Genomic DNA, 24,233 nt, shown 5'->3' on the forward strand with positions numbered 1-24,233 from the left:
CGCCTGATTCTCGGCGCAGCTGCCGCCGGTGGCGCGCAGGGTCAGCACCGCGCGCTCCTCTTCCTGCAGGCGCGTCACCAGGGCCGGGGGCAGCTCGCCGTCCAGCAGGCCTTGCGCGGACCAACCGACCACCGGGCGCAGGGCGTCGTCGCCCGAGGCCAGGATCCAGCCGCCCTGATTCAGGCTGACCAGGTAGAAGACCGGCTCGGCGGCTTCCCAGGCCAGCGCGTGGACGCTGCTGATCTGGGCCTCCTGGAAGCCCGCGCTCCGGGCGGCCCAGGCTGCGGCCATGGCGCTCACCTGCGTCGGGCCCATCGGGGCGGCCCACGCCGGGGTCAGGTTCAGGGTCAGGGCGGAAAGCAGACCGGTCAGGGTCAGGGTGCGGGTGAGGGTGAAATTCCGTGCCATGGGAGCCTCCTGGTTACGGGCTCCTTATTGGCAGGGATTGTGCCAGTTTGAGTCGAAAATATCTCATTGAAGATCAACAGGATCGTTTCTCAGAACAAAGCGGATATCGGTTGAAATGCCCCAATCAAAGCTACGGTCAGGGTGGGGGATATCAACCGCCAGCCCGCTCCCGAACCCTCCGACTTCAGGCGGCGGGACGCAGACTCCGCTTCCCAGAGGATAAAATTCCCCGCAAACCGTTCGGAATTGGATGTGAGACCGCTCACATGCCCGCCGTGGGGCCTCGCTTGTCCGGGCTCACATGGCGCACGGCCATCCCAAAGCCCGGCGCTTTGGGGCAAATGAACAACAATATGGGGGAAATGCCGGGGAGACCCGCCGCAGCGGGCCTCCCGCAGAGGGTGCTTCAGCGGGGCGTGTCGTCCACGATGGCGATGCGGAAGGCCGTGCGGGCGCAACTGCCCACCACGCCCTGGCATCGATCGCCCTGCAGGTTGAACTCGACGGGGTCCGTGGGCTGCTCGCGGATCCACCAGTGCGTGGTGAAGAAGAAGCGGGCCGCTGCGTCGTCCAGCCGGCGCAGGGTGATCTGGTAGTAGCCCATCCGGCGGTCCCGCAGCACGTCGCTGACATATTCGTCCTGTTCGTCGAGGAACACGAAGAAGCCCCAGGAGACCGGCTGGGCCTGCACGCGCGAACCAGGCGGCAGGCGCAGGTCGGGATAGGGGCCCACCTGCCAGGCCAGCTCCTCGTCGTCGCGCAGCCAGTGCAGACGCTCGGCGGGCGTGCGCTGCCACTCCCCGGCCACGCTGTCCCAGACCACGGCCAGGAATTCGATCTGGTACTGGTAGGGGCAACCGTCCGAGCAGCTCTGCTCGAAGTCCACAGTGAAAGCGGTGGGGTTGGAGAGGTTCTCCTCCCGGGCCGGATCGAAGACCATCAGCGTGTCCGCGTCGTAGCCGTGGCTGCGGTCGCCGGGCTTCTGCGTGAAGGCCAGGCCATCGGGACTGACGATCCGCGTCACGCCGGCGCCGCTGAAGGCCTCGCCGCGCCAGGTCCCCGCGATGGCCAGTTCCACGCTGTCCCCCGGGACCAGCGGGAAGGCCGCCCGGTCGAACACGTAGCGGAACTGCGCGGGGTCCTCCTCCAGCGTGACGGTGGCGCCGTCGGCCAGCCGGCGCAGGGTGATCAGCGCGCCGGGCAGGAAGGTGCTGGAGTCGTTCACCGCCTGGGTCAGATCCACGGGCTGGGTCAGCCGGACCTCCTGCAGGCCGGTGTCACCGGGCTCCAGCAGCGCCACGACGGTGGCCCGCTCCAGGAAGGCGCCGGGATCGTCCTCGGGCATGTCGCCGCAGCCGGTCCAGAGGAGCAGGCCCAGCAGCAGGGCGGCCACGGGCCGCGCCAGGGTATGGAAAGGTGCCGTCATGCTTAGAATCTCCACGTCAGTTCAAGGCTGGGCAGGCGGCGGATGCCGTCCGTCAGCACCTTGGTGGGCAGTCCGCCCGGATCGTCGGTGTAGTTGAATTCCACGCCCCAGTAGTTGGGGTTGTTGAACAGGTTGAGGATGCCCATCCGGCACTCAAATTCCTTGCCGGGCTTGCGGTGCGTGAAGGTCCAGGCCAGGTCCAGCCGGTTGTAGGCCTGCAGCTGCTGCGCGTTGCGCCCGCCGTAGTTGTGCAGGATGCTCTCCTCGCCGTTCAGGCCGTCGTCCCCCAGCCAGGTGGCACTGTAGGGTTCGGTGAAGCGCGGCCCCGAGGCCCACAGCCAGGTCAGACCGGCAGAACTCTCGTTGTAGCGGAAGAAGCGCACCCACTTGCGGAAGGGCCAGCCCTTCGTTTCCTGATGGAAGAAGCTGCGGTTGGCCAGCAGGTTGAGGTTGTTGCGTTTGTCGAAGGCGGCGTAGAACGGCTTGCCGTCGTTGACTTCGTCCACGTGGCGCACGGCCCAGCCCAGGCTGTAGCCCAGCTGGCCGGTCCAGAGGCCGCGTGTGCGCTTGATGGTCAGGTCCGCGCCGAAGGATTCGCCCCGGCCTTGATAGAACAGATAGTCGTTGCTCGAGGGATCGTCCGCCTGGTGTTCATCCATCAGTGCCTTGGCCTCGGCCAGATGGTCCATCCGCTTGTGGTAGCCCTCCAGTTCCAGCGTGAAGTCGGCGGGTAGATCCGCCTCCACGCCCGCGGTGAGGTGCATCGAACGCGACGGCCGGGACGTGCTGTCCATGGAGACCCAGAGGAAACTGAAGGTGCTGCCGTCCCGCCGAAACTGCTGGATGCCCTGGTTGTAGAGTCCCCAGGCCGCCTTGAGGCGCAGGCCCTCGTTGACGTGGAGCTTCACGCCCAACCGGGGTTCCAGCCGCTCCACGGAGTAGGCGTCGCCGTCCGTCAGGCCGCCGGCCCGGAACACCACGCCCCGCAGCCCGGGCTCCACGATCACCAGCGGGTGCGGCCGCCAGCTGGCCTGGGCGTAGAGTGCGACCTCGGACATGGGCACGTCGATGTCCCACTGGTGGTTGTTGAACACCCACGCCTGGAAATTGGTGGACACGCTCTTCAGCAGCAGGCCCGTTTCCACCGACAGGGCGTCGTCGTGGTGGTACTCCAGTTGCAGGCGCGTGGACCAGTCGTTGATATGGTTGGTCTGCAGCACCAGCGCTTTTCCGCCGAAGTCCAGCTCCGTGCGGAAGCGCGAGAAGGCCACGATGGTGCGCGAATACCAGCGCGTGTTCCAGACATGGCGCCAGTTGAGGTTCAGCGCCCGGTTGCCGTATGCGAAGTCCAGCGAACTGGTGTCGAAGACGTCGTCGCCCCAGTAGCCGGTGACGGAGAGCCGGTCCTTCTCGCCCAGGTCCCAGTTGGCGCGCAACTGGGCGTCGGTGAAGTGGTAGGGTACCTCGTCCTGGGTGAAGGCCTTGGTGGCCAGGTCGATGTAACTGCGGCGCAGGGCCACCATCCACGAGGAATTGTCCAGTTTCCAGGTCGGGCCGCTGAACTGGATCGACGAGGCCAGCGCGCCCAGGCTCACCTCGCCGTCCAGGGCCTCCTGGTTGCCCTCGCGGGAGGTCACCTGCAGCACGGCGCCCAACCGGCCGCCGTACTGCGCGGGCCATGAACTGCGCAGCAGGTCGGTGTGCTTGACGGCGCCCGGGATGAAGGCCGAGAACAGCCCGCCCAGGTGGTTGGGGTTGTAGACCTCCACGCCGTCCAGCAGGATCAAGTTCTCGTCGGCCCGGGAGCCGCGCACGTTGAGGTCGCTGGAGAAATCGTTGGAAGGCAGCACGCCCGGCACGGTGAGCAGGGAGCGCAGCAGGTCGCGCTGGATCAGCACGGGCGCCAGATCCATCTGCTTGCGGTCCAGCCGCACGTTGCCCACGTAGACCTGCTCCTGCTTCAGCTCGCGCTCGGTCTTCTCCGCCGTCACCACCACCTCGGCCAGGGCCAGGGTGGTGGGCCGCAGGCGGATCTCCTGCAGCGGATCCAGCCCGTCCAGCAGCGTGAACTGGACCTGGCGCGGCTCGTAGCCCTGGTAGCTCGCCTCCACCTGGACGGGACCGGCCTCCAGCCCCGAGATCACAAAATAGCCGTCCAGGTTGGTGGCGGCGCCCCGACGCGGCGCCCGGCCCGTGGCGGCCTCGGCGATCAGGATTTTCAGGTTGGCCCCGATCAGGGCCTCGCCGGTGGCGTCGTCCACGACGTGGCCGTGCAGGCGGGCGGCCCGGGCGCCGGCGACGGCGCACAGGAGCAGGCCCACCAAGAGCGGCCAGCGGAAGCAGGATGTGGCGGTCATCTATGTTCCTTCATGTCATGCGGTGACGGGCGGATGGCCCGGAATCAGGGTGCCTCGAACCGGCGGTGAAGTGGCGTTCACCGGCCGACCGGGCGCGGATACGGTCTAAAATAGAGCTTGAGTGGTCACGGGGAAATGGCAGCGGCCGAAAGGTGGCTCTGGAGACCGGCCCGGCCGCTGGCCGGGTTTGCGCATGCCGTTCGGGAATCGGATGTTTTCGGCCAGACAAGCCATTCCGCAAGCCGGAGACTCCCATGCGCAACCGAATCCGCCCCCTGCTGATCCTGCTTCTGCTGCTTGGTTGGACCGTGCCGGCCCTGGCCTTGCGCGTGGGCGTGGCGCCGCTGGCGGGCAGCGGGTTGACCATGGACCAAGCCCGGGTGGCCCGCTCCCTGCTGGTGCACAACCTGCAGAAGGAGATGCCCGAGGATCTGGTGGTGGAGCTGCGTGGCGAGTCCTGGATGGCCCTCTCGCCGGTCCTCGAGCTGCTGGGGGAGGCCCGCGGCCAGAAGCTGGACCGCATTGTGCTGGTGAGCGCCGACCAGCTGGGGGAGAAGTTGATCTTCCAGCTGCGCGTGTTGCAGGTCTCCGACGAGCGCAATTTGTTCACCGACTCCATGCCGGTGGCCTCCGTGGAGGATCTGGACACGGCCATGCAGCGGGCGGCCATGGCCGTGGCGCGTGGCAAGACGCTGGACGATGTGCGCGAAGTGGGTCAGGTGCTGGAGAACGAGGGCCTCAAGACACGGCATCGGACGGCCCTGCGCCAGGCCACGCTCCAGGCCGGCTACCTCTGGCCGCTGAGCGACGAGGCGGTGGACAAGTCCGAGCGCAACTACGACGGCCACTCCCGCCGCTTCGCCTTCGCCCTCTCCAGCGGCATCGAGGATCGCAACTTCGATGCGGGCTACACCCTGGCCTGGCGCTACGGGCCGGCGGTCCAGCTCTATTCGGACTGGCTCTTCCGGGTCCAGGACTTCTGCCCCTACCTGGGCGCGGGGCTGGGCTTCCACTGGGTGCTGGACAAGAAGCCGGACGGCGAGTACCGGATGGACGACGGCTTCCACCTGGCGGCCCGCACGGGCGTGATCCTGTTCCGCACCTATGACTTCCAGATGAGCCTGGAGGGCGGCTACCTGGTCACCTGGAACGAGGACATCGACCGCGCCTGGCTGCTCTCCCTGGGCATCCGGCCGTAGGAGCCCGTCCGCCCGGCTGGACAAATCCACCAAGTGGTGTCAGGCACCGTGCCAGACGACGAACCGCAAGTACCCGATGGACGACGGTTTCCACCTGGCGGCCCGCACGGGCGAGATCCTGTTCCGCACCTACGATTTCCAGATGAGCCTGGAGGGCGGCTACCAGGCCACCTGGAACGAGGACATTGACCGCGCCTGGCTGCTCTCCCTGGGCATCCGGCCGTAGCAACCCGTCCGCCCGGCTGGACAATTCCCCGAAGTGGTGTCAGGCACCGTGCCAGACCACGATTCTGCCAGCCGTGTTGATTTCTTGACACCCGCGAGGCTTGAAAGCCACTCCATTCACAATGTTAAGCCGGCCAGCCAACCGGGCGCCGCGACGCTCCGGAACACTCGGAAATCCGTCCGGAAGCCCGCTCTGGCGGTGGCATGATCCTTGCCGTGCAACCCGTGCTGCAAATGAAAGGCAAGTCATGCTGCGCGTTCTGCTGTTGTTCCTGGCCTCGCTGCCCGCGCTGGCCAATTCCATGTCCGCCGATCTGGTGCTCGCCCATCCCCAGCCCTTGAGCAACGGAATGGTGCTGACCCTGGATTTCCCCGAGCCCGACCTGCTGGACGTCAGCGGCGGTCAACAGGCCCGCCTGGCGGGAGAGGGGTTGTGGGGCGTGGCCGGCTGCCCGGACTTGCCGGCCGTCATCCGCCATATCCGCATCCCTGATCGCAGCGGCGTCACCTTGGACGTCCAGGAGGCCCGCTGGACCAGTCTGGGCCGCGTGGACATGGCCCCCGTGCAGGAACGCCTGCACACGCCCCAGGACCTGCCCCTGGCCTGGATCCGCGACGAGGCTGTCTATCAGACCGCCTCGCCCTGGCCCCAGGACTGGATTCGCCTCTCCGACCCCAAACTGCTGCGCGAGATCCGCCTGGTCACCCTGACCGTGGCGCCCCTGCGCTGGAATCCCGTCTCCGGCGAACTGCAGCGGCTGGAGTCCCTGACCGTGATGCTGGGCTTCACGGGCCACAACGAGCTCAACATGCCCCTGCGGGACGAGGACGAGGGCCTCTCCGACGACAGCGAGGGCCTGGTCTACCGCTATCACGCCGCGGAGGACCAGTTCGTCCGCCAGATGCTGGGCCACAACCTGCTGGATCCCGTCTCGGGCGAATCCTGGCAGGAGGAAGGCTCGCTGAACGAGATCGGCTGGTCCGCGCCGGCGCTGCCGCTGAATTACCTGGTGATCTGCCGCAACGCGGCCGTCAATCAGGCGGGCTTCCAGCTCTGGCTGGAGTGGAAGCGCCGCAAGGGCCACCACGTCACTATTCTGACGGAGACCCAGATCCCCAGCTTCAACGCCTCGAACATCCGCGCGGCCATCGTCAGCGAATACAACACCTCCGCTTTTCCGCCGCATTACGTGATGCTGGTGGGCGACCCCACGGACGGCAGCTACACCCTGCCCACCCACCCCAGCCAGTACGACCACTACTACGCGGCTTGCATCGGCTCCGACATCCTGGCGGACGTGGTGGTGGGGCGGGTCTCGGTGACCAGCGCCACCATGCTCAACAACGTCTTCAACAAGATCGTGGGCTACGAGACGGCCCCCTACCTGGAGAACACCAGCTGGCTGCGCCGGGCTTCCTTCCTGACGGGCTCGGGCCACTGCGGCGAATCCATGAGCCAGCTGGCCCGGGACATCGGCTTCCAGCTGCTGCAGGAACGCGGCTATTCCCAGGTGGACACGGCCTTCTGCGCCAGCAGCCCGAGCTACGTCTACAACTGGTTCAACCAGGGCATCAGCCACTACAATTACCGCGGCTGGATCGGGATGGAGGGGCTGGACACCAACACGCTGCTCAATCTGCAGCAGGGGCCGCGCACGCCCATCGCCGTGGTCTTCACCTGTTCCAGTGGCGAGTTCTCCCAGTCGGAATCCTGGGGTCCGGCCTATTCCGAGGCCTTCCTGCGCGGCGGGACCATCACCACGCCGGGCGGCGCGGCGGCGGCCATGGGCTTCTGCACCTCCAACACGCACACGGCCTACAACAACCTGGTGGACGGCGGTTTCTGGAGCGCGCTGCTGGACTACCGCATTCCCCAGGTGGGCACCTGCATGTTCCGCGGCAAGCTGGAGCTCTTCAACACCCTGCCCGACAACGACAGCAACGTCAACAACTTCTCCTACTGGGCCAACCTGATGGGCGACCCGGGCATGGAGCAGTGGTGCGGCGTGCCGGAAGTGCTGCATTTCGAGACGCTGCCCGCCGGCGGCAGCACCAGCGCCCAGGTGTTGGAACTGCGCGTGCTGAACGCCGAGAACGCCCCGGTGGAAGGCGTGGCGGTCACCGCCTGGCAGAGCGGCGATTTGGCCGTCAGCGAACTCAGCGACGCCGAGGGCCGCGTGCAGCTCAGCCTGCCGGGCTACCCGGAAGGCGAATTGAAACTCACCGCCAGCAAGGCCTTCCACGCGCCGACCCTGGCGGCCCTGACCTTGAGCTCCCTGCCCGCGACCCCGGTGCTGCAGGCCTTCCAAGTCGTGGACGCCAGCGGCGACGGGCTGCTGGTCCCCGGCGAGAGCTTCCAACTGCAGTTGACCCTGGCCAACGCTTCCGCCAGCGAGGCGCTGCCCGCCCTGGCGCTGAGCGTTGAGCTGGTGGACGAGGAGGCGGCCCTGATCGTGGACGGCGCGGCGGACCTGGCCGCCCTGGAAGCCCTGGGCGTGGGCGAAGTGCGGGACCAGTTGCAGCTCACCCTGGACGACAGCTGGACCGAGGGTCTGCCCCTGGAGCTGAACCTGCGCCTGGGCGCCGGCGAACAGCAATTCCTGCTGCGGGCCGTGCTGCCGGTCAGCACCCCCGTGCTGGCCATCCGCAGCGCGTCCTGGGCCACCTCGGCCCTCTATCCCGGCGAGACCAAGGACTGGGTCCTGCGCGTGGAGAACACGGGCACCATCACCAGTCACAACCTGCAGCTGGTGCCGATGTTCGGCAGCGAACTGCTCACGGTCACGCCGGAGACCCTGACGCTGGACTCGCTGGCGGTGGGCGAGTCGGTCAACGTGACGCTCGCAGTGACCGCGGCGGCCAACCTGGTGCCGGGCTTCACGGCTCCGTTCTACCTGCTCTGGGGCGACGCGAGCCTGGAGTGCGACGGCCTGGTCACCACGGCCCTGACCCTGGGCAACCGGCTGGTCACCGATCCCACCGGCCCCGACGCCCATGGCTACTACGCCTTCGAGAGCACGGACACCCAGTGGATCCAGTCTCCCGTCTTCAACTGGATCGAGATCGCCCCCAACAACGGCGGGACGGGCACCGTGCTCAACTTGCACGACACGGCCGACGAGGCCGACGACAGCCGGCGCGTCCAGCTGCCCTTCCCCTTCTCCGTCTACGGCGAGACCTACTCCAGCCTGGCGGTCTGCTCCAACGGCTTCGTGGCCTTCGGCACGCTGGCCCACCTGCAGACCGACTTCCGCAACCACTTCCTGCCCTGCGGAATGGGGCCGGAGCCCATGCTGGCGCCCATGTGGGACGATTTCAAGCTGACCTCCGACGCCCAGGTGGTCACCCAGTACGTCGAATCCCAGCACGTCTTCGTGATCGAGTGGTACCGCATGCGGACCAACTCCAACAACGCGATCAACACCTTCCAGCTGCTGCTCTACGATCCGGCCGTCTATCCCACTCCCACGGGGGACGGCGAATTCGTCTACCAGTACCAGACCTTCACGGACACGCAGAACAACGATCAGGACTTCCCCTACTGCACGGTGGGCCTGAAGAACCAGGACGCCACCATCGGTCTGACGTTGTTGAACTACCACGAGCGCCCCAGCACGGCCGCCACTTTCGGCACGGGCAAGGCCATCCGTTTCAGCACCTCCATCGGGCTCAGCGTGGATCCGGCCCAGCTGGACCTGAGCGCCACGGAGGCCGCCTTCCACCTCTCCGAGACCAGCGTGGAAGCGGCCAGCGACAGCCTCTGGCTGGGCAACAACGGCCAGGCGCCGCTGATCTGGCGGGCCAGCGTGCTGGCGCCGGAGACTTGGCCGCCCGCCATCGCGGACAGCACGCAGCGCGAGAGCGGCGGTCCGGACTCCTTCGGCTACACCTGGCGGGACAGCGCCGACGAGCAGGGGCCGCCCGCGGGCTGGGTGGACATGTGGGAAGCCGGCAGCGAACTGGTGCTCACCGACGACGACGACTGGTCGGATCCGCTGACCCTGCCCTTCGCCTTCCCCTTCTACGGGGAGCCGCGCACCCAGCTCTGGGCCCACGCCAACGGCTTCGTGGCCTTCACCGAGCCCGACGGCAACTTCTGGCAGAACAACGTCAGCCTGCCGGGTTCCTCGGCGCCGGACCAGAGCCTGATGATCTGGTGGGACGACCTGATGAACAACGGCAACTACAGCGGCTACATCCGCTCCTGGACCAACGACGCCGACAGCGTGGTGGTGACGTGGAACGTCGTGCCCCACTTCAACCAGACCAGTTACGGCGGACCCTTCACCTTCCAGGTGGTGCTGGAGTCCAACGGGCGGATCACTTACAACTACGGCGAGATGAACGCCGAGGACACGGACAGCGACAGCGGCACCATTGCCGTCCAGCTGGACCAGGACACAGGGTTCGTGATCCACCAGATGACCCGCGCCCAGGACCACCTCTCCATCCAGATCCTGCCGCCCTTCTGGCTGACGCTGGGGACCAGCACGGGCGCCGTGTCCACGGGCGAGCTGCAGGCCCTGGTGCTGAACGCGCGCAACGACCTGCAGGGCCTGGTGCTTCCGGCCGGCCAGTACACGGCCACCGTGGATCTGCGCACCAACGACCCCGAACATCCCATGACCCTGATTCCGGTGACCCTGAACGTCGCCGATGTGGACCTGGAGCCCGGGCAGGGGCCGCGCAGCTTCGCGCTGGGCGAGGCCGTGCCCAACCCCTTCAATCCGGTCACCCACTTCAGCTTCCAGCTGCCCGAGGCGGCCCGCGTCCAGGCCAACCTCTACAACGTGGCCGGCCAGTACGTGGGCACGGTGCTCAGCCAGTCGCTGCCGGCGGGCTCGCACTCCCTGCGCGTGGACGGCTCGCGCCTGGCCAGCGGCGTCTACCTGTTGAAGCTCGAGGCCGGCCCGCACAGCGCCGTGCGCAAGCTGACCCTGCTGAAGTAAGCCACAGTCCCATCAAACGCGACCGGGCGGGAGCCATCCCGCCCGGTTTTGTTTTGTGGACAACCGAGTGGAAGACCTCCCGGGAGCGGGCCACTCCCGGCAGTCCCTGCCGCAAGGACGAGGGCCGGCGTGGGGCGAGAACGGCGGCCGGCGGGCTCCCGATCCTCGCGATCGCCCACAAATCCGCTCATTCTGGACTGAATCGACCCTCTTTTGATGATTTGAATTTCATTCATTCAAATTGACAAGTGACGAGGATCACACGCTTGAGCGGAGGGCGCGTTGGATCCCGAAACCGCGTCGACCTGTGGATAACTGGTGGACAAAATCTGGACTCAATCGGTCCTTCTCGCCCTGTCCGGCGAATGGGCCCCACGCGGCGGCCGGATGCCCGGCGCCGGCCCCGACGACCGGCGGATCCGGGCTGTGAGAACATAAACGGCCACCTGTGACATGGGTCAGGTGGCGGGGCCGTGGTGGTGCATATCTTGTTAGGGAAGCAAAACAAGAACGGATCTGCCGGAAGGAGTCGCTCATGCGTGGATGGACGGGTTGGCTGGCCCTGGCGCCGCTGCTGGCGTTGGCCCAGGCCGAGGTGGAATGGGTGGAGCCCACGGGCGGCGTGGCCGTGGCCGTGGACCCGCAGCTCAACGTGTACACCGTCAGCTACGACTACAATCCGGCCGGGGACATCCGCCTGACCAAGCGCGACAACACGGGCCTCGTGTTGTGGAGCACGGGCTACGACCAGACGGATCCCGGCAAGTGGGAACAGGCCACCTGGGTGGACTGCGACAGCCAGGGCAACACGCTGGTCAGCGGGACCCTGAAGTCCGGCTACAGCAACCCGGTGAACGCGGCCAGCCTGCTGATGAAGTTCGCGCCGGATGGCGCCCTGCTCTGGCGCGTGGTCTACGAGAGCGACTTCGACGGTTCCTGGACGCGCAAGTGCCTGGTGGACGGACAGGACAACGTCTACGTGCTGGGCGTGGGCCCTGGCCCGAGCGGTTTCACGGCCCAGGTGAAGAGCTTCGCACCCGACGGCAGCGCGCGCTGGACCTGGCACGACCTGCAGGGCATCGGCTCGCCGATCAACCTCAAACCCACCCCGGACGACGGCCTGCTGGTGGTCACGCGGACCAGCGCGGGCAACTTCACCGGCTACGCCAAACTCTCGCAGGACGGCGCGCTGCTCTGGTCGCTGCCCGGCCTGCAGAGCCTGAGCAGCGGGGACGCGGCCGGCGACGCCCAGGGGCACACCTACCTCGTCCACGGGGAATACGTGTTCAACGGCGGCACCGTGCTGCGCAAGCTGGACGCGACCGGAGCCGAACTCTGGAACCGCGTGCTGGCCTTCGGCGGCACGCGCGTGGAAGTGGGTCCGGACCAGCAGCCGCTCCTGAGCGGCACGCCCAGCCCCAACGGCGTGGGTGCGGCCTTCTGGAAGACCGACGCGGCGGGCACCACGCTCTGGAGCAACCTGGACGCCGACGGCCCGCTCATGCTGTTGCAGCAGGTCCAGCTCCGCCTGGACGACCAGGGCGCGGCCTACCTGGCCGCCGGCCTGCTGGGCACGGCCGCCGTCTGCAAGGTGGACGCCGCCGGCGCCTCCCAGTGGACCCTGACCGTGTCCGGGGGCAGCGCGGCCGCGCTGGACTTGGGTGCCGACGGCAACGTCTACCTCACCGGTGGCCAGACGGCGAAGATCCGCCAGGTCGCGCCGCGTCCGCAGCTGAGCGTGGAGCGGCTGCCCGCCTGCGGCACGCGCCTCAGTTGGACGGCCGTCCCTGGCGCGCTGGAATACCGCGTGTACGAGGCCGGCGGGCTGGGTTCCCCCTGGTCGCTGCTGGGCTCCACCACCCAACAGGAGTGGCTCCTGCCTTGTCTCACCGACGCCACGCGCCTCTACCAGGTCACGGCCCAGCTGCCTTGACCACTTGGCGCCCGGTTGTATCACATGAAAGAGGGGGCCGCGGGGCCCCCTCTGCTTGTCAGACTGGGTTGCCGGTTACTTGACCAGCAGCAGCTTCTCCGTGCCGGCGGGCTGGCCGTCCAGCCGCAGCTCCAGCAGGTACAGGCCGCTGGCCAGGTCGGAACCATCCACGCGCAGCACGTGCTCGCCCGTGGGCCGCGCCGCGTCCACCAGCGTGCGCACCAGCCGGCCCTGCAGATCGTAGAGGGCCAGCCGCACGTCGGCCGAGCGGGTCAGCCGGTAGCTCACCGTTGTGGCCGGGTTGAAGGGATTGGGCCAGGCGCGGCCCAGCCCGGCTGCGGCGGGACGCTCCTGCGGCGCAGCCAGGTCGTCGATCAACACGTCGTGGCCGAAGGCGTGGAAGTTGAACTGGTAGCCGCTGATCAGTTGCGGGCTGCCGCCGGCCACGCGGTAACTCACCGGCGTCTCCCAGGCCACGGGCACCAGGGTGACGTTGGGCACCGGGCGCAGGTCGCCGGGGGTCTGGAAATCGCGCTCCTCCAGCGTCACCACCTCGACCCAGAAGTTCTCGGTAAAGGGCCCCAGCACGTCGCTCAGCACCACGGAAACCCAGTCCTCGGAGGCGTCGCCGCCGGCGTAGCTGGGCGTGTAGCTATGGACGCTTTCGTGGATCACGCTGCCGCTGCCGGGCAGGCCATTCCAGAGGCGCAGACGCCACTCCACCGTGTCGTCCTGCATGATGTTGTAGCTGGCGAAGCGCAGGCGCAGGCTGTCCAGCGCATAGCCGTGGCTGGGGGCCAGGGCGGGCAGCGCCAGGGCTTGCAGATAGCCCAGACCCAGCTCCTCGTTGGCGGCCGTGGTGTGCAGGAAGTTGGGATCCGTCACGTCCCAGCCGTAGTCGTTGGCCAGCTCCAGCACGCCGGCGGGGCGCACGATGAAGCTCGGCACGTTGTAGCGGTCGTTGTCCGCGTACTGGTCGGCCGTCAACAACCGGACCTGGGGGAAGTGCATGCTGGGCTGGCTGGGCGTGTACTGGAAGGGCAGGTCCACGCGCTGGCCGGCGGGCAGGTTGAAGCCGCCCGAAACATCCGTGGCTGCGTTGTCCATGTAGAGACCCCACTGCACGCCGTTGGCGTCGCCGGAGCCCAGATTCAGGAAGGAGGCGCGCCCGTCGATGGGCCGGCCTTCCGTGCGGGGATAGGGCAGGCGGACTTCCGTCACGCCCAGATCGTTGGCCAGCAGGGGCTCGCCCACCACGCGGAAGTCGTCCAGGTAGAAGCCCGTGCCCGTGCCGCCGTCGTGGTTGTCGTCGGTCATCACACGGAAGCGGAAGAAGGCCGTGTTGCCTGCCAGGAAGCTGATGTCCGTGCTGCGGTTGTGTCCGCCCCCGTCGCCGAAGTAGTACCACGCTCCGGAGCCGGTCTCCGTGTCGTAGTAATCGAAGAACAGCTCCTGCCAGAGGTAGCCGTTCAGGCTGTACTCCACCACGAAATAGTCGTCCAGGCTCTGGTCGCCGTTGCCGTCGTAGTCCGGCATGTCCACGCGGGTCCAGAAGTCGAGGTTGAGCTGGTAGTTGGTGGGCAGCAGCACGGCCGTGCTGGTGATGGTGTTGCGGATGGGCACGTCCTGGTCGGCCAGCGTGCAGCGCAGGCTGAAAGGCCCGCTGTGAAAGGAGGTGGAAATGGCGAAATGGTCGCCCGCCGCGGGCACGCCGGAATAGTGCAGAATCGGGCCGGGAAAGTCGATGCCGTCGGCGTTGTTCTGCAGCAGCACCTGGGCGCCGTCGCTGATGACGATGTTGTCCAGCTGCATGCCCGTCAGGCTGGGATCATCCGTGTAGGACGTGGTCTCGTCGCTGGCGAAGGCGAAGCGCACGCGCGTGGCCTGGGAGCGGAAGGCCGTCAGGTCGCAGAAGGCTTCCTGCCAGCCGTTGCTGGTGCCGCCCCAGCCCGCCGTGACGGTCTGGCCGAAGATCTCGCCGAAGGCGAAGGAGTGGCTCACGTTGTAGGCCGGGCTGGAGGGCGTCAGGATCTGCCAGGCCCCCGCGCCGACCTTCACCTCCACGTGGCAGGCGTCCCAGCCCGTGAAGGGGGCGGGCGCGCCGGCGGGGCTTTCCAGCGCCCACAGCACGTCGAAGGTCAGCTGCGGGTTGGTGGTGGTGCTTAAGTTCAGCGGCGGCAGCTCCAGGTAGAGCAGGCTGTGGTCCTGGTAGCCGCCCAGGTCCACGTTGCCCGACCACCAGTTCCAGCCGTCCACTCCGTTGAAGCTGTCCATGTGCCAGGTGCTGCCCTGGTCGGTCAGATCCTGGCTGGTCCAGCCCTCGAAGCCGGTGTTGAAATTCGTCTCGTACAGGGTGGTGTCCGTGCGGCTGGCGTCGCGCTGGGCGATGGCCGGGAAATCCACCGACTCCACCCGGTGCGTACTCAGCGCCGCCAGTCCCTGGGTGGCCGAGGCCAGCAGGGCCAGGAAGAGCCATCCACGTGTTCTGCGCATGTTCGATCCTCCTCGTCACTACCGGGCCGCACCGGCCCGCAGCCAGTGGACGCCAAACCCGATCTGCCCCGCAAGGGGGCTGGTTTGTTCAATCTTGTCGGGCCTGGCAACTACCAGGCTTGTTCCACCAGGATTTCGGGATCCACTTCCTGACGCAGGATGCGTTCGATTCCCGCCTTCAGGGTGACGGTGGAGGAGGGGCAGCCGGAACAGGCGCCTCCCAACCGCAAAAAGATCACCTTGTCCCGAATCTCCACCAGCTCGCAGAATCCGCCGTCCATGGCCAGGGCCGGGGCGATTTTTTCTTCCAGGATCTGCGCGATCTGGTCGTTCATCGAAAGCTCGCTCATGTATCCTCTTTCAATCTGGATTCCGGGACTCAAGCTGGCGTCCGGCGCCGGTCGCCGGTGTGTCCCAGGCCACTCCGGGACTCGGAACACGTTGCGGGTCAAATGAGGCAGATTCCCCGTCCGCCTGCAAGACAAAAGGCCGCCACGCGCTCGCGGCGGCCCGGAAGTTGCGGATCAGGCGCGCTCCGTCCTCGCTCAAGAAAGACTCCGGATGGAACTGCAGGCCCCACCAGCCCAGCCGGGGCTGGCGCAGCGCCATCGGCAGGCCCGGCGCGCAGCGGGCGTTCTCCGCGCAGCGGGCGTTCTCCGCGCAGCGGGCGACCTCCGCGCAGCGGGCGTCTACCCAGAGATCCGGCGCCACGAACTGGGGCAGGGTCCCCCGGGCGGGGATCTCCAGCACCAGGCTGTGGTAGCGGGCCACGCGCATTCCCGGCCGGCAACCGGCGAACAGGCCCGTGCCGGCGTGCTCCAGCTCCACCGCGTGGCCGTGCACCGGGCGCGGCGCACGGACTAGCTTCAACCCCAGCAGCCGACCCATGGCCTGCTGGCCCAGGCAGATGCCCAGCACGGGCAGGCGGCCAGCGGCGGCGCGCAACAGGCGCAGCAGATTGGGCGCGCGCTCCGGGCGGCCTGGGCCGGGGGAGAGGAAGAGCGCGGCTGGGCGGCGCGCCAGCAGGTCCGCCGGACTCAACTTGTCTGCCCGGACCACCTCCGGCTCCTCCCAGGCCCCGGCCACCAGGTGCGCCAGGTTGTGGGTGAAGGAGTCGTGGTTGTCAATCAGCAGCAGCACCGGATCCTCTCAGGCCTTGCGGCCGGGCTTCTTCCGGTCCGGTTTGGCCGGTGGCCTGGCCGTTGCCTTGGCCTTCGGCTTCGCCACAGGCTTGACAGTTTCCGCGGCGGGAGTGGCTGGGGTGCCGCGTCCCTTGGCCGGCAGCAGCATGCGCTCCAGCACCTGCTCCATCCGGCTCACCGGCAGGAATTCGAGCTTGCTCTTGATGGACTCGTGCATCTCGCCCAGGTCCCGCAGGTTGGCTTCCGGGATGACCACGGACTGGATCCCGGCGCGCAGCGCGGCCATGGCCTTCTCGTTCAGGCCGCCGATGGGCAGCACGTCGCCGTGCAGGGTCACCTCGCCGGTCATGGCCGTGTCGTGGCGCACCAGCCGCCCGGTGGCGGCGCTGGCCATGGCCGTGACCATGGTGATGCCCGCGCTGGGGCCGTCCTTGGGGATGGCGCCCTCGGGGATGTGCACGTGCAGGTCGTGCTTGTCGAAGGTGCCGTGCTTGATGCCCAACTCGGCAGCGTGCATGCGCAGCCAGGTGAGCGCGGCCATGGCGCTCTCCTTCATCACCTCGCCCAGTTTGCCGGTCATCACCAGCCGGCCGCGGCCGGGATAGAGGCCCACTTCGATCATCAGCAGGTCCCCGCCCACGGGCGTCCAGGCCAGACCCACGGCCTTGCCCAGCATGGGCGCCAAGGGAGCGCGGCGCTCCAGCACGTGGGCCACGCCCAGGTAGCGCTCCAGCGCCGCCGGGTCCACCGGCACGAGCGTGGGCTTGCGCGACTTGCGGCCCTTGGCCAGTTTGCGGCGGTCCTCGGCGCCCACCTGCTCGCGGGCCACCTTGCGGCAGATCTTGGCGATCCGCCGCTCCAGCGTGCGCACGCCCGCCTCCTGCGTGTACTGCATCACGATGGCCTCCAGCGCCGCCGCGTCGAAGGTCACGCGCGTGGCGTCCAGCCCGTGCTCCTCCAGCTGGCGCGGCACCAGGAAGTCCTGGGCGATGTGCAGCTTCTCGTGCAGCAGGTAGCCCGGCAGGTAGATCAGCTCCATCCGGTCGCGCAACGCGGGCGGGATGTCCCCGGCCACGTTGGCCGTGGTGATGAACATGACCTCGCTCAGGTCGAAGTCCAGGTCCAGGTAGTGGTCGCTGAAGGCGTTGTTCTGCTGCGGATCCAGCACCTCCAGCAGCGCGGCCGACGGGTCGCCGCGGAAGTCCATCGACATCTTGTCGATCTCGTCCAGCAGGATCACGGGATTGCGGCTGCCCGCCTTCTTCATGCTCTGGATGATCCGGCCGGGCAGGGCGCCGATGTAGGTGCGGCGGTGGCCGCGGATCTCCGCCTCGTCGCGCACGCCGCCCAGCGAGAGCCGGACGAAGTTGCGCTTCAGCGCCCGGGCGATGCTCCGGCCCAGGCTGGTCTTGCCCACGCCGGGCGGGCCCACGAAGCAGATGATCTGGCCGCGCATCTTCTTCACCAGCCGCAGGACGGCCAGGTGTTCGAGGATGCGCTCCTTGGGCTTGGCCAGGCCGTAGTGGTCCTCGTCGAGGATCCGCTCGGCGTTGGACATGTCCAGGTTGTCCTTGGTCTTCTCGTTCCAGGGCAGGCTGAGGATCCAGTCCACGTAGGTGCGGATCACGTGGGCCTCGGGGCTGGCCGGGGTCATCTGGCGCAGCTTGTCCAGCTCCTCCTCCACCCGGGCGTGGGCGTCCTCGGGGAGCTTGGCCTTCTCGAGCTTCTCCTTGTAGCGGCTCACCACGCCTTCGTCGTCGTCGGCCTGGTCGCCCAACTCCTCGCGGATGACGCGCAGCTGCTCCTGCAGGTAGTAGGCCCGCTGGTGCTTGCTGATCTTGTCGCGCACCTGGTTCTCGATGGTGCGCTCCAGCTCGAGGATCTCGTTCTCGCCCTCCAGCAGCTGGATCACGTGCTGCAGGCGCTCGTCGATCGCCTCCGCCTCGAGGATCGGCTGCTTGGACTCGACGTTCTGGCTCACGTGGGCCGCGATGAAGTCGATCAGCACGCTGACGTGGGGCATCTGTTCCAGCGATCCGAGAATCTCGTCCGGCAGGTTGGGATTCAAGTTGACGTAGCGCCGGAAGAGGTTGGCGGCCACGCGGGCCAGGGCCTCCAGCCGCGGCGTCTCCTTCTGGTCCTCGCCGCCCAGGGGCAGCACGTCCACGAAACGCACCTCGGCGCTCAGGCTGTAGCGCTTGATGCGGGCGCGGGTGACCCCCTCCACCAGCACCTTGACCACGTTGTTGGGCAGCTTGAGGATCTGCAGGACCTTGACCACGGTGCCCACCGGATAGAGTCCGGCCCGGCGCGGCTCGTCCTCCTGGGGGTCCTTCTGGGCCACCACGAAGAGCAGCTTGTCGCGCAGCATGGCCTCCTCGACGGCCTTCACCGAGGACGGCCGGCCGATGAGCAGCGGGAAGATCATGTAGGGGAAGATCACCACATCGCGCAGCGGGATGGCGGGCAGCCGTCCCGGGATCTCGATCTGGGTCTGCTTGGCGTTCGACATACGATCACTTTCAAAACTTGCCGCGCCCGCCGCCCGTCCGTGAACGGCTGTCTGCGCGAGGATGAAGCGTGGGATGGGCCAATGTAGGAAAGGCAAGGGCGGGTACTCTCTCGGCTGGGGGCTTCACCACAGAGTCAGAGGGGCATAGCGGCCGAATGGGTTGACAGGTCATGGCCTGGGTTGGGGGTGGGGGCGCCGGAGTGTTGGGGTGCGCACGAAGTTGGGAAGACTCGAAGAGGAGGTGGGTTTGCGAGGGATGGCTGCGGCTGAGCGGTTGTCTTGGCGCGGATTCTCAACACGGAGTCACAGAGGCACAGAGACAGAAACACGTGATGGATGAAAATCATGGTGTTGTGTGGGATTCGCTTCCCCCGCGCCCCGCGGGGGAAGCCGGCCGGGTGCACGCAGCGTACACGGGCGGATGGGGGCGTGGGAGAACGGAGGCGTGCTCTGGCACCGTGCCTGACACCGCTTTCGGGATTTGTCCAGCGCACGGGGCAGATCGAGCCGAAAGGTCAGGTGCATCACCTGACCTTTAGATCTCAATCGCCACGCCACGTGGACACCCCAAGGCGCAACCTGATCCGTACATTTGCCGCGTGATGTCTGACCCTCCCGGATGCTTCTTCCGCTCACGGAGGTTTGTGTGCGCCTGCCGCGCTGGATCAGCCTGATTCTCTTGGTTTTGCTCGTGCGCGGCGTCGGGGCCTCCATCCTGACTGTGCCTGCCCAGTACTCCACCATCCAAGCCGCATTGCAAGCCACCAGTTCTGGCGACACCGTCCACGTGGCACCAGGAATCTATTACGAACACTTGGTCACGCCATTTACGTCCGTAACCCTGCTTTCAGATTACGCCTGGACCCGGGACAGCTTGGATATTGAACGCACGATCATCGATGGGTCTTGGAGCGGCACAGTGCTCGCCGTGAATTGCAGGCAGCAGCACAGATTTGTCATGGAAGGATTCACTCTTCAGCGGGGTATGGGCTTACAATACGAGCGTACGGGGGGTGTGCAGTTTCGCGAACAGGTCAATGCAATACTACGCCACGTTGTGTTAAAAGAACACCGCAGTAGCAGTCGACTTTATCAAGTGATGCAATGGATCGATGGAGAAGAAAATCGGGGTAGTTTGGTGCTTGATAACTTGCGTATTGAATTAGATACTTTGCAAGTAGTAATGGATCCGGAACCTAGTCAGATCGTGCTCGTGGGCTTAAGGTCGCTTGTCGTACATAGACTTCGTGTGATTCAGACGGCCAACCCAGGAAGTCTAATGAGTGTGAATGCCGACACGGTGATTGTGTCAGATTGTATCCTGGACCGTCACCAGTTTTCAACTGTTCCAGCAGGCAAGTTTATCATGGCACACGGAAACGAATTTGTATCCGTGGATTCTGTCACTATTCAAAATAGCACATTTTCTACCTCGCCCTTAACTTTCACTGGAGAAACCACTGGGACAATATTGGTGAACGGATTGCAGATGGAAGGTGTCCATGTGGTTTGGCCAGATTCGCGACTTAATAATTCAACCTCAATGGTCGGAATTACTGGCGGCCGGGTCTTGGTAACTAACTGGACTCACAGGAACTGTTCCACTAATGCGGGATTTGTCGTTGGCGGTTTACATGGAGCGGAGGGAATCGTCCAGAATTTATTGGCAGAGGATTTACTCTCAGGCGGCCCAGTGTCCCCCGAAGCGAATTGCGAAGACGGGTGTGCGGGAGGGGCAATGTATGTGACCGGTCTCAGCATGGATAACGTGACCATCCGGCGCTTGACTTTGGATGTGTTTGACACGAGTCCTGGCCCACACGCCACCATCAGTCCGCCGGTCATCTTCGCTTCCAACGGAGACCGTTTCACGGCGGATACCCTGATCTATCGCAATGTGGAGGTTCATGACGTGGTGGTGATAGATCCGGACGACTATAGCCAGCCGGAGACAGATTGCACGGCGAGCTTGGGCCGTGCCTTCAGATTCTATCCATCTCCTATCGCGCGTCCGTGGACGATTTTCATGGACAGTTGTCGCTTCGTGGAGAATCGTCAACCCAATACCCAACCGGAACGGAGACAGCAGGATTCGTTCCCTGGTGGCACGCGAATGGTTGGCTCAACAGTAAAGATTGAGGGAGATCCAGATTCTAAACTGATCCTAAGAAAAGTCACGCTCTTGCACAATGATGATGGAGGGTTGGAAATAGTTCGATTTCGAAATTTGAATATGGAAGATGTGGTGCTGGTGGACAATAGTAGAATGGGAGTATATCTCTCATCTTCAGATTCGATACATGTGGATAATTTATATATATCAAGAACGAATTCTTACCTTGCGTTTTTAAGCTATCCGTATGACTATGATTATCCTTCCTGGCAGTGCGTTGCAATGATAGATGGGCATATTGGAACTTTTTTGAATAATGTTTCATTTGTTGACAATCACACAGAGTTCATGTTCTGGTGTCCAAGAGAAGATTTTGATTTAAGAACCTATTTCACAAATTCAATATTTAGTAATAACACATACGGGTTCTTGGTTAATCCAGAATATGATAGCAGTTTATTTCCCCCACCTTTGTTCGATTACTGCTTCCTCCCAACGGCGCAACCGGGTGTGGGAAATTTAGTCGGGGTTGATGCCTCTTTTGATCCCATCCAAGGAGCCCCCTTTTTAGCCTGGAATTCACCTTGTGTGGATGCTGGTAATCCTAATTCAAATTACAACGACGCAGAAGATCCAGCTGCTCCTAGCTTCCCCCTTTGGCCGGCGCTGGGCAGCCTGCGCAATGATATGGGTTTCACGGGCGGTCCGCACGCCGTGGCGCTGGATACCACCTGGGTTTCGGTGCCTGGCTGGCAGCCCAACATCCAACCCAAGGACTTCTCCCTGGGCGCCCCCTGGCCCAACCCCTTCAACCCGGTGACGCGCATTCCCTTTACCCTCACCCGCCCGGAGATCGTCAAGCTCAGCGTGCACAACCTGCTGGGTCAGGAAGTGGCCGTGCTGGTAAACGGAGTGCAGTTCGCGGGTCGGCAGGAGGTCACGTGGAACGCGGGGCAGTTGGCCAGCGGCACCTACCTGATCACCCTGGAGGCGGCCGGACGCCGGGAAACCCGCAGCGTCACCCTGCTACGCTGACCTCTCGCGCCGGCAGTTCGCCCTATAGTCACGGATCGGCCATTCCTTGCTTCCCCTGACAGAAAGCCGACTCAGCTTCCGGCAATCCTCCGCGTGCCGCTTGAGTCCTCCGCTTGTCATCTCACACAGCGTCCAGGGCTCCTCCCTGCACATGCGGGGTCTGTTGACATTCCGTGACAGCCCCCACCCAAGTCCTCCACTCTCCAGGAAGTGGCCGAACCTCCGCCGCCGTGAATTCGTTGAGCGCGCGCATGGCACTTGATTGGTTGTATCCAAATGAATACACTCCGGCTGGCTCTGAACCAAACCCGGACCTTCGTGCGCTGGCTGAAGGCCTTGCGGGATCCCCACGCGAAAGCACGGATCCTGCTACGCCTGCAGGCCCTCCAAATGGGACAGTGGGGAGACGTCAAATCTCTGGGGAAGGGCCTGCTTGAGCTGAGGATCGACGTGGGGCCGGGCTATCGGATCTATCTCGTTCATCGGCAGAAGGATCGAAATGTGTTGTTGTGCAGAGGCAACAAGGACACCCAGGCGCGCGACATCAAACGGGCTCGGGCACTGGTCGCACAGCTGGAAAGGGAGAACACGTGAAAACGTCCTTACGAGATTTCGATGCCGCGGACTACCTGGACAGCGAAGAGCAGCTCTCCGCGTACCTGTCGGCTGCCATGGCTGAGCCGGATGAGGCCCTTTTCCTGGCCGCCTTGGGCGCAGTGGCCCGTCGCCGCGGAATGGGACTCGTGGCCCGTCGATCGGGCCTGGGCCGGGAAAGCCTTTACAAAGCCCTCACCCCCGGCTCGCATCCCCGTTATGAAACCATCCGCCAAGTTCTGGCAGGAATGGGCATGCGCTTGACCGTGGTGCCCGCATCCTGAGACGCGAACGACAGAGTCACAGAGGCCGGATCGGTCATGGCCTGGGTTGCGTGTGACCCGGCCGAGGATCTGTTTGAACACGAAGACTCAAAGGCTCAAAGGCTACAAGTCGAATTGTGTCATGTGAGGTGAAGCCCGCAGGGCTGAACCAGAACCAGGTGGTGACGCCGTCAGGCGGAACCAACTACGCGGTGGCAGGAAGGCCAAACTGCGGCTAGCGGAAGGCCACCGCGAGGTGGCCTGACTCTAGCCGTTGAGAAAAAGCGCCTCTTTGGCTCCACCTTTCTGGCGCCAGCAGAAAGGTGGAAAACAAGGGGACCGGCCAGGCCGGTGCCAGGTCGGTGCCAGGCCGGTGCCAGGCCGGTGCCAGGCCGGTGCCAGGCCGGTGCCAGGCCGGTGCCAGGCCGGTGCCAGGCCGGTGCCAGGCCGGTGCCAGGTCGGTGCCAGGTCGGTGCCAGGTCAGTGCCAGAGCACTGTCCAATTCTGGCGCCAGCAGAAAGGCGGAAGACAAGGGACGGCAAGTGGCCGGGAGGAGCCATGGGATCCCAGCTTTCGCTGGGATGACAGGCCCTTTGCCATGGGATCCCCCGGTCAAGCCGGAGGATGACGAGTACCTGCGGCCGCTGCCGGCGGGCCTACAGGCAAAAGAGCCCTGCTGCCGCATCCACTTCGCGCAACAAGAGCTCGGCCGAAAGGGAGCTGACCTCGCCCCCCAGGTCGCGACATGCCAAGCCCCCCGCCACCGCCGCGCAGGCCAGGGCTTTGCGGGTGGGGAAGCCCTGCAGCAGGGCCCAGGCCAGCGCGCCGTGGAAGACGTCGCCCGCGCCCGTGGTGTCCACGATCTTGCCCGCCGGCCAGGCCGGGAACCAATACGGCTCGGCGCCGCGCTCGCCGACGATCATCCCGCCGGCTCCCAGGGTGATCACCGCCAGCCGCGGCCCGGCTTCCAGCAGATTGGCCGCCGCCTGGAGCAGATCCAGGCCGGGGTACTCGCTCATCACGAAGGCTTTGGAGACCGCCAGCACCTCGGCCGCGGCCACCAGCGACGCGATGTCTTCCCGCGGGCCGCCCAGATCCAGCAGCACGGACATGCCGGCGGCCCGGGCGCGCCGCGCGGCCTCCAGCGCCACGGGCTCCTTGCCGTCCAGCAGCAGCCAGCCGGGCCCCCAGGGCAGCCGTACCAGCGCTGCGGCCGGATAGTCCGGCAGCCCGGCGCGATCCAGCACCACCGTGCGCTTGCCGTGGCGGGCCTCCACCCAGATGCCGGCCCGGGGCGTGACACAACCCGCGCAGAGCTCCACGCCCGCGCAGTCCACGCCGCCCTCGGTAAAGGCCTGGCGGATCCGCACGCTGTTGGCGTCGTCGCCCAGGCAGCCGGCGAAGGCGACTTCCGCCCCCAGCCCGGCGGCGGTCAGGGCCGCCCGGGCGGCGGGCCCGCCCACGCACTCGCGGCTGCGCAGGGCCAGGTTCTTGCTGTCCACGGCCGGGTACTGGTCCAGCAGCAGCAGGTGATCCCAGACCACGTGGCCCAAGGCGATGAGACGCATGGCGACACTCCCGTTG

At 65.9% G+C, this 24,233-nt stretch carries 15 protein-coding genes; 7 read left to right on the top strand and 8 right to left on the bottom strand.

The features are described 5' to 3' along the window. The 3 genes from WC326_03600 to WC326_03610 form a co-directional block, all read right to left on the bottom strand. The coding region (locus WC326_03600; protein ID MFA7330139.1) for a Spi family protease inhibitor at positions 1–408 on the bottom strand (408 nt) is incomplete at its 3' end. 406 nt (positions 409–814) lie between these two features. Further along, complete coding sequence (locus WC326_03605) at positions 815–1,834, bottom strand: hypothetical protein (protein MFA7330140.1); 1,020 nt, start codon at positions 1,832–1,834, stop codon at positions 815–817. A gap of 2 nt (positions 1,835–1,836) precedes the next feature. Next, entirely contained in the window at positions 1,837–4,191 is a 2,355-nt protein-coding gene (locus WC326_03610) for a TonB-dependent receptor (GenBank protein MFA7330141.1), read from the bottom strand. Positions 4,192–4,445: 254 nt separating this feature from the next. Here WC326_03610 and WC326_03615 point away from each other — a divergent pair, with 254 nt between their 5' ends. The 4 genes from WC326_03615 (at position 4,446) to WC326_03630 (ending at position 12,497) form a co-directional block, all read left to right on the top strand. Then, positions 4,446–5,390, top strand: coding sequence for a hypothetical protein (locus WC326_03615; protein MFA7330142.1), 945 nt, complete (start codon positions 4,446–4,448; stop codon positions 5,388–5,390). A gap of 76 nt (positions 5,391–5,466) precedes the next feature. Further along, positions 5,467–5,616: a hypothetical protein gene (locus tag WC326_03620; GenBank protein MFA7330143.1), complete on the top strand. Its 150-nt coding sequence runs from the start codon at positions 5,467–5,469 to the stop codon at positions 5,614–5,616. A 247-nt stretch (positions 5,617–5,863) separates the two neighbouring features. Next, the gene (locus WC326_03625; protein MFA7330144.1) at positions 5,864–10,564 is read left to right on the top strand and encodes a C25 family cysteine peptidase; all 4,701 of its coding nucleotides are present in this window, start codon (positions 5,864–5,866) and stop codon (positions 10,562–10,564) included. A 535-nt stretch (positions 10,565–11,099) separates the two neighbouring features. Further along, positions 11,100–12,497 (top strand): hypothetical protein, encoded by a 1,398-nt coding sequence (locus WC326_03630; GenBank protein ID MFA7330145.1) that lies wholly within the window; start codon positions 11,100–11,102, stop codon positions 12,495–12,497. 75 nt (positions 12,498–12,572) lie between these two features. Here the strand turns inward: WC326_03630 and WC326_03635 are convergent, their stop codons facing one another. The 4 genes from WC326_03635 to lon all read right to left on the bottom strand — a co-directional run bounded on the left by WC326_03635 (position 12,573) and on the right by lon (position 18,644). Continuing rightward, the gene (locus WC326_03635; GenBank protein ID MFA7330146.1) at positions 12,573–14,990 is read right to left on the bottom strand and encodes a T9SS type A sorting domain-containing protein; all 2,418 of its coding nucleotides are present in this window, start codon (positions 14,988–14,990) and stop codon (positions 12,573–12,575) included. A 110-nt stretch (positions 14,991–15,100) separates the two neighbouring features. Further along, entirely contained in the window at positions 15,101–15,340 is a 240-nt protein-coding gene (locus WC326_03640; GenBank protein ID MFA7330147.1) for a NifU family protein, read from the bottom strand. Between the two features lie 10 nt (positions 15,341–15,350). Further along, a complete protein-coding gene (locus WC326_03645) occupies positions 15,351–16,130 on the bottom strand; it encodes an aminodeoxychorismate/anthranilate synthase component II (protein ID MFA7330148.1) in 780 nt (259 codons plus the stop codon). A gap of 9 nt (positions 16,131–16,139) precedes the next feature. Continuing rightward, on the bottom strand, positions 16,140–18,644 hold the full coding sequence (lon, locus tag WC326_03650; protein ID MFA7330149.1) for an endopeptidase La: 2,505 nt from the start codon (positions 18,642–18,644) through the stop codon (positions 16,140–16,142). A 646-nt stretch (positions 18,645–19,290) separates the two neighbouring features. Here lon and WC326_03655 point away from each other — a divergent pair. The 3 genes from WC326_03655 to WC326_03665 all read left to right on the top strand — a co-directional run bounded on the left by WC326_03655 (position 19,291) and on the right by WC326_03665 (position 22,670). After that, complete coding sequence (locus WC326_03655) at positions 19,291–21,792, top strand: T9SS type A sorting domain-containing protein (protein MFA7330150.1); 2,502 nt, start codon at positions 19,291–19,293, stop codon at positions 21,790–21,792. A gap of 276 nt (positions 21,793–22,068) precedes the next feature. Further along, on the top strand, positions 22,069–22,386 hold the full coding sequence (locus WC326_03660) for a type II toxin-antitoxin system RelE/ParE family toxin (protein MFA7330151.1): 318 nt from the start codon (positions 22,069–22,071) through the stop codon (positions 22,384–22,386). Then, on the top strand, positions 22,383–22,670 hold the full coding sequence (locus WC326_03665) for an addiction module antidote protein (GenBank protein MFA7330152.1): 288 nt from the start codon (positions 22,383–22,385) through the stop codon (positions 22,668–22,670). The genes WC326_03660 and WC326_03665 overlap by 4 nt, the downstream gene beginning before the upstream one ends. A gap of 635 nt (positions 22,671–23,305) precedes the next feature. On the opposite strand, the gene WC326_03670 is transcribed toward WC326_03665, so the two are convergent. Continuing rightward, the gene (locus WC326_03670; GenBank protein ID MFA7330153.1) at positions 23,306–24,217 is read right to left on the bottom strand and encodes a PfkB family carbohydrate kinase; all 912 of its coding nucleotides are present in this window, start codon (positions 24,215–24,217) and stop codon (positions 23,306–23,308) included. Between the last annotated feature and the right edge of the window lie 16 nt (positions 24,218–24,233).

It is taken from the genome of Candidatus Delongbacteria bacterium, from assembly GCA_041675285.1.
Lineage (GTDB): Bacteria > CAIWAD01 > CAIWAD01 > CAIWAD01 > CAIWAD01 > CAIWAD01.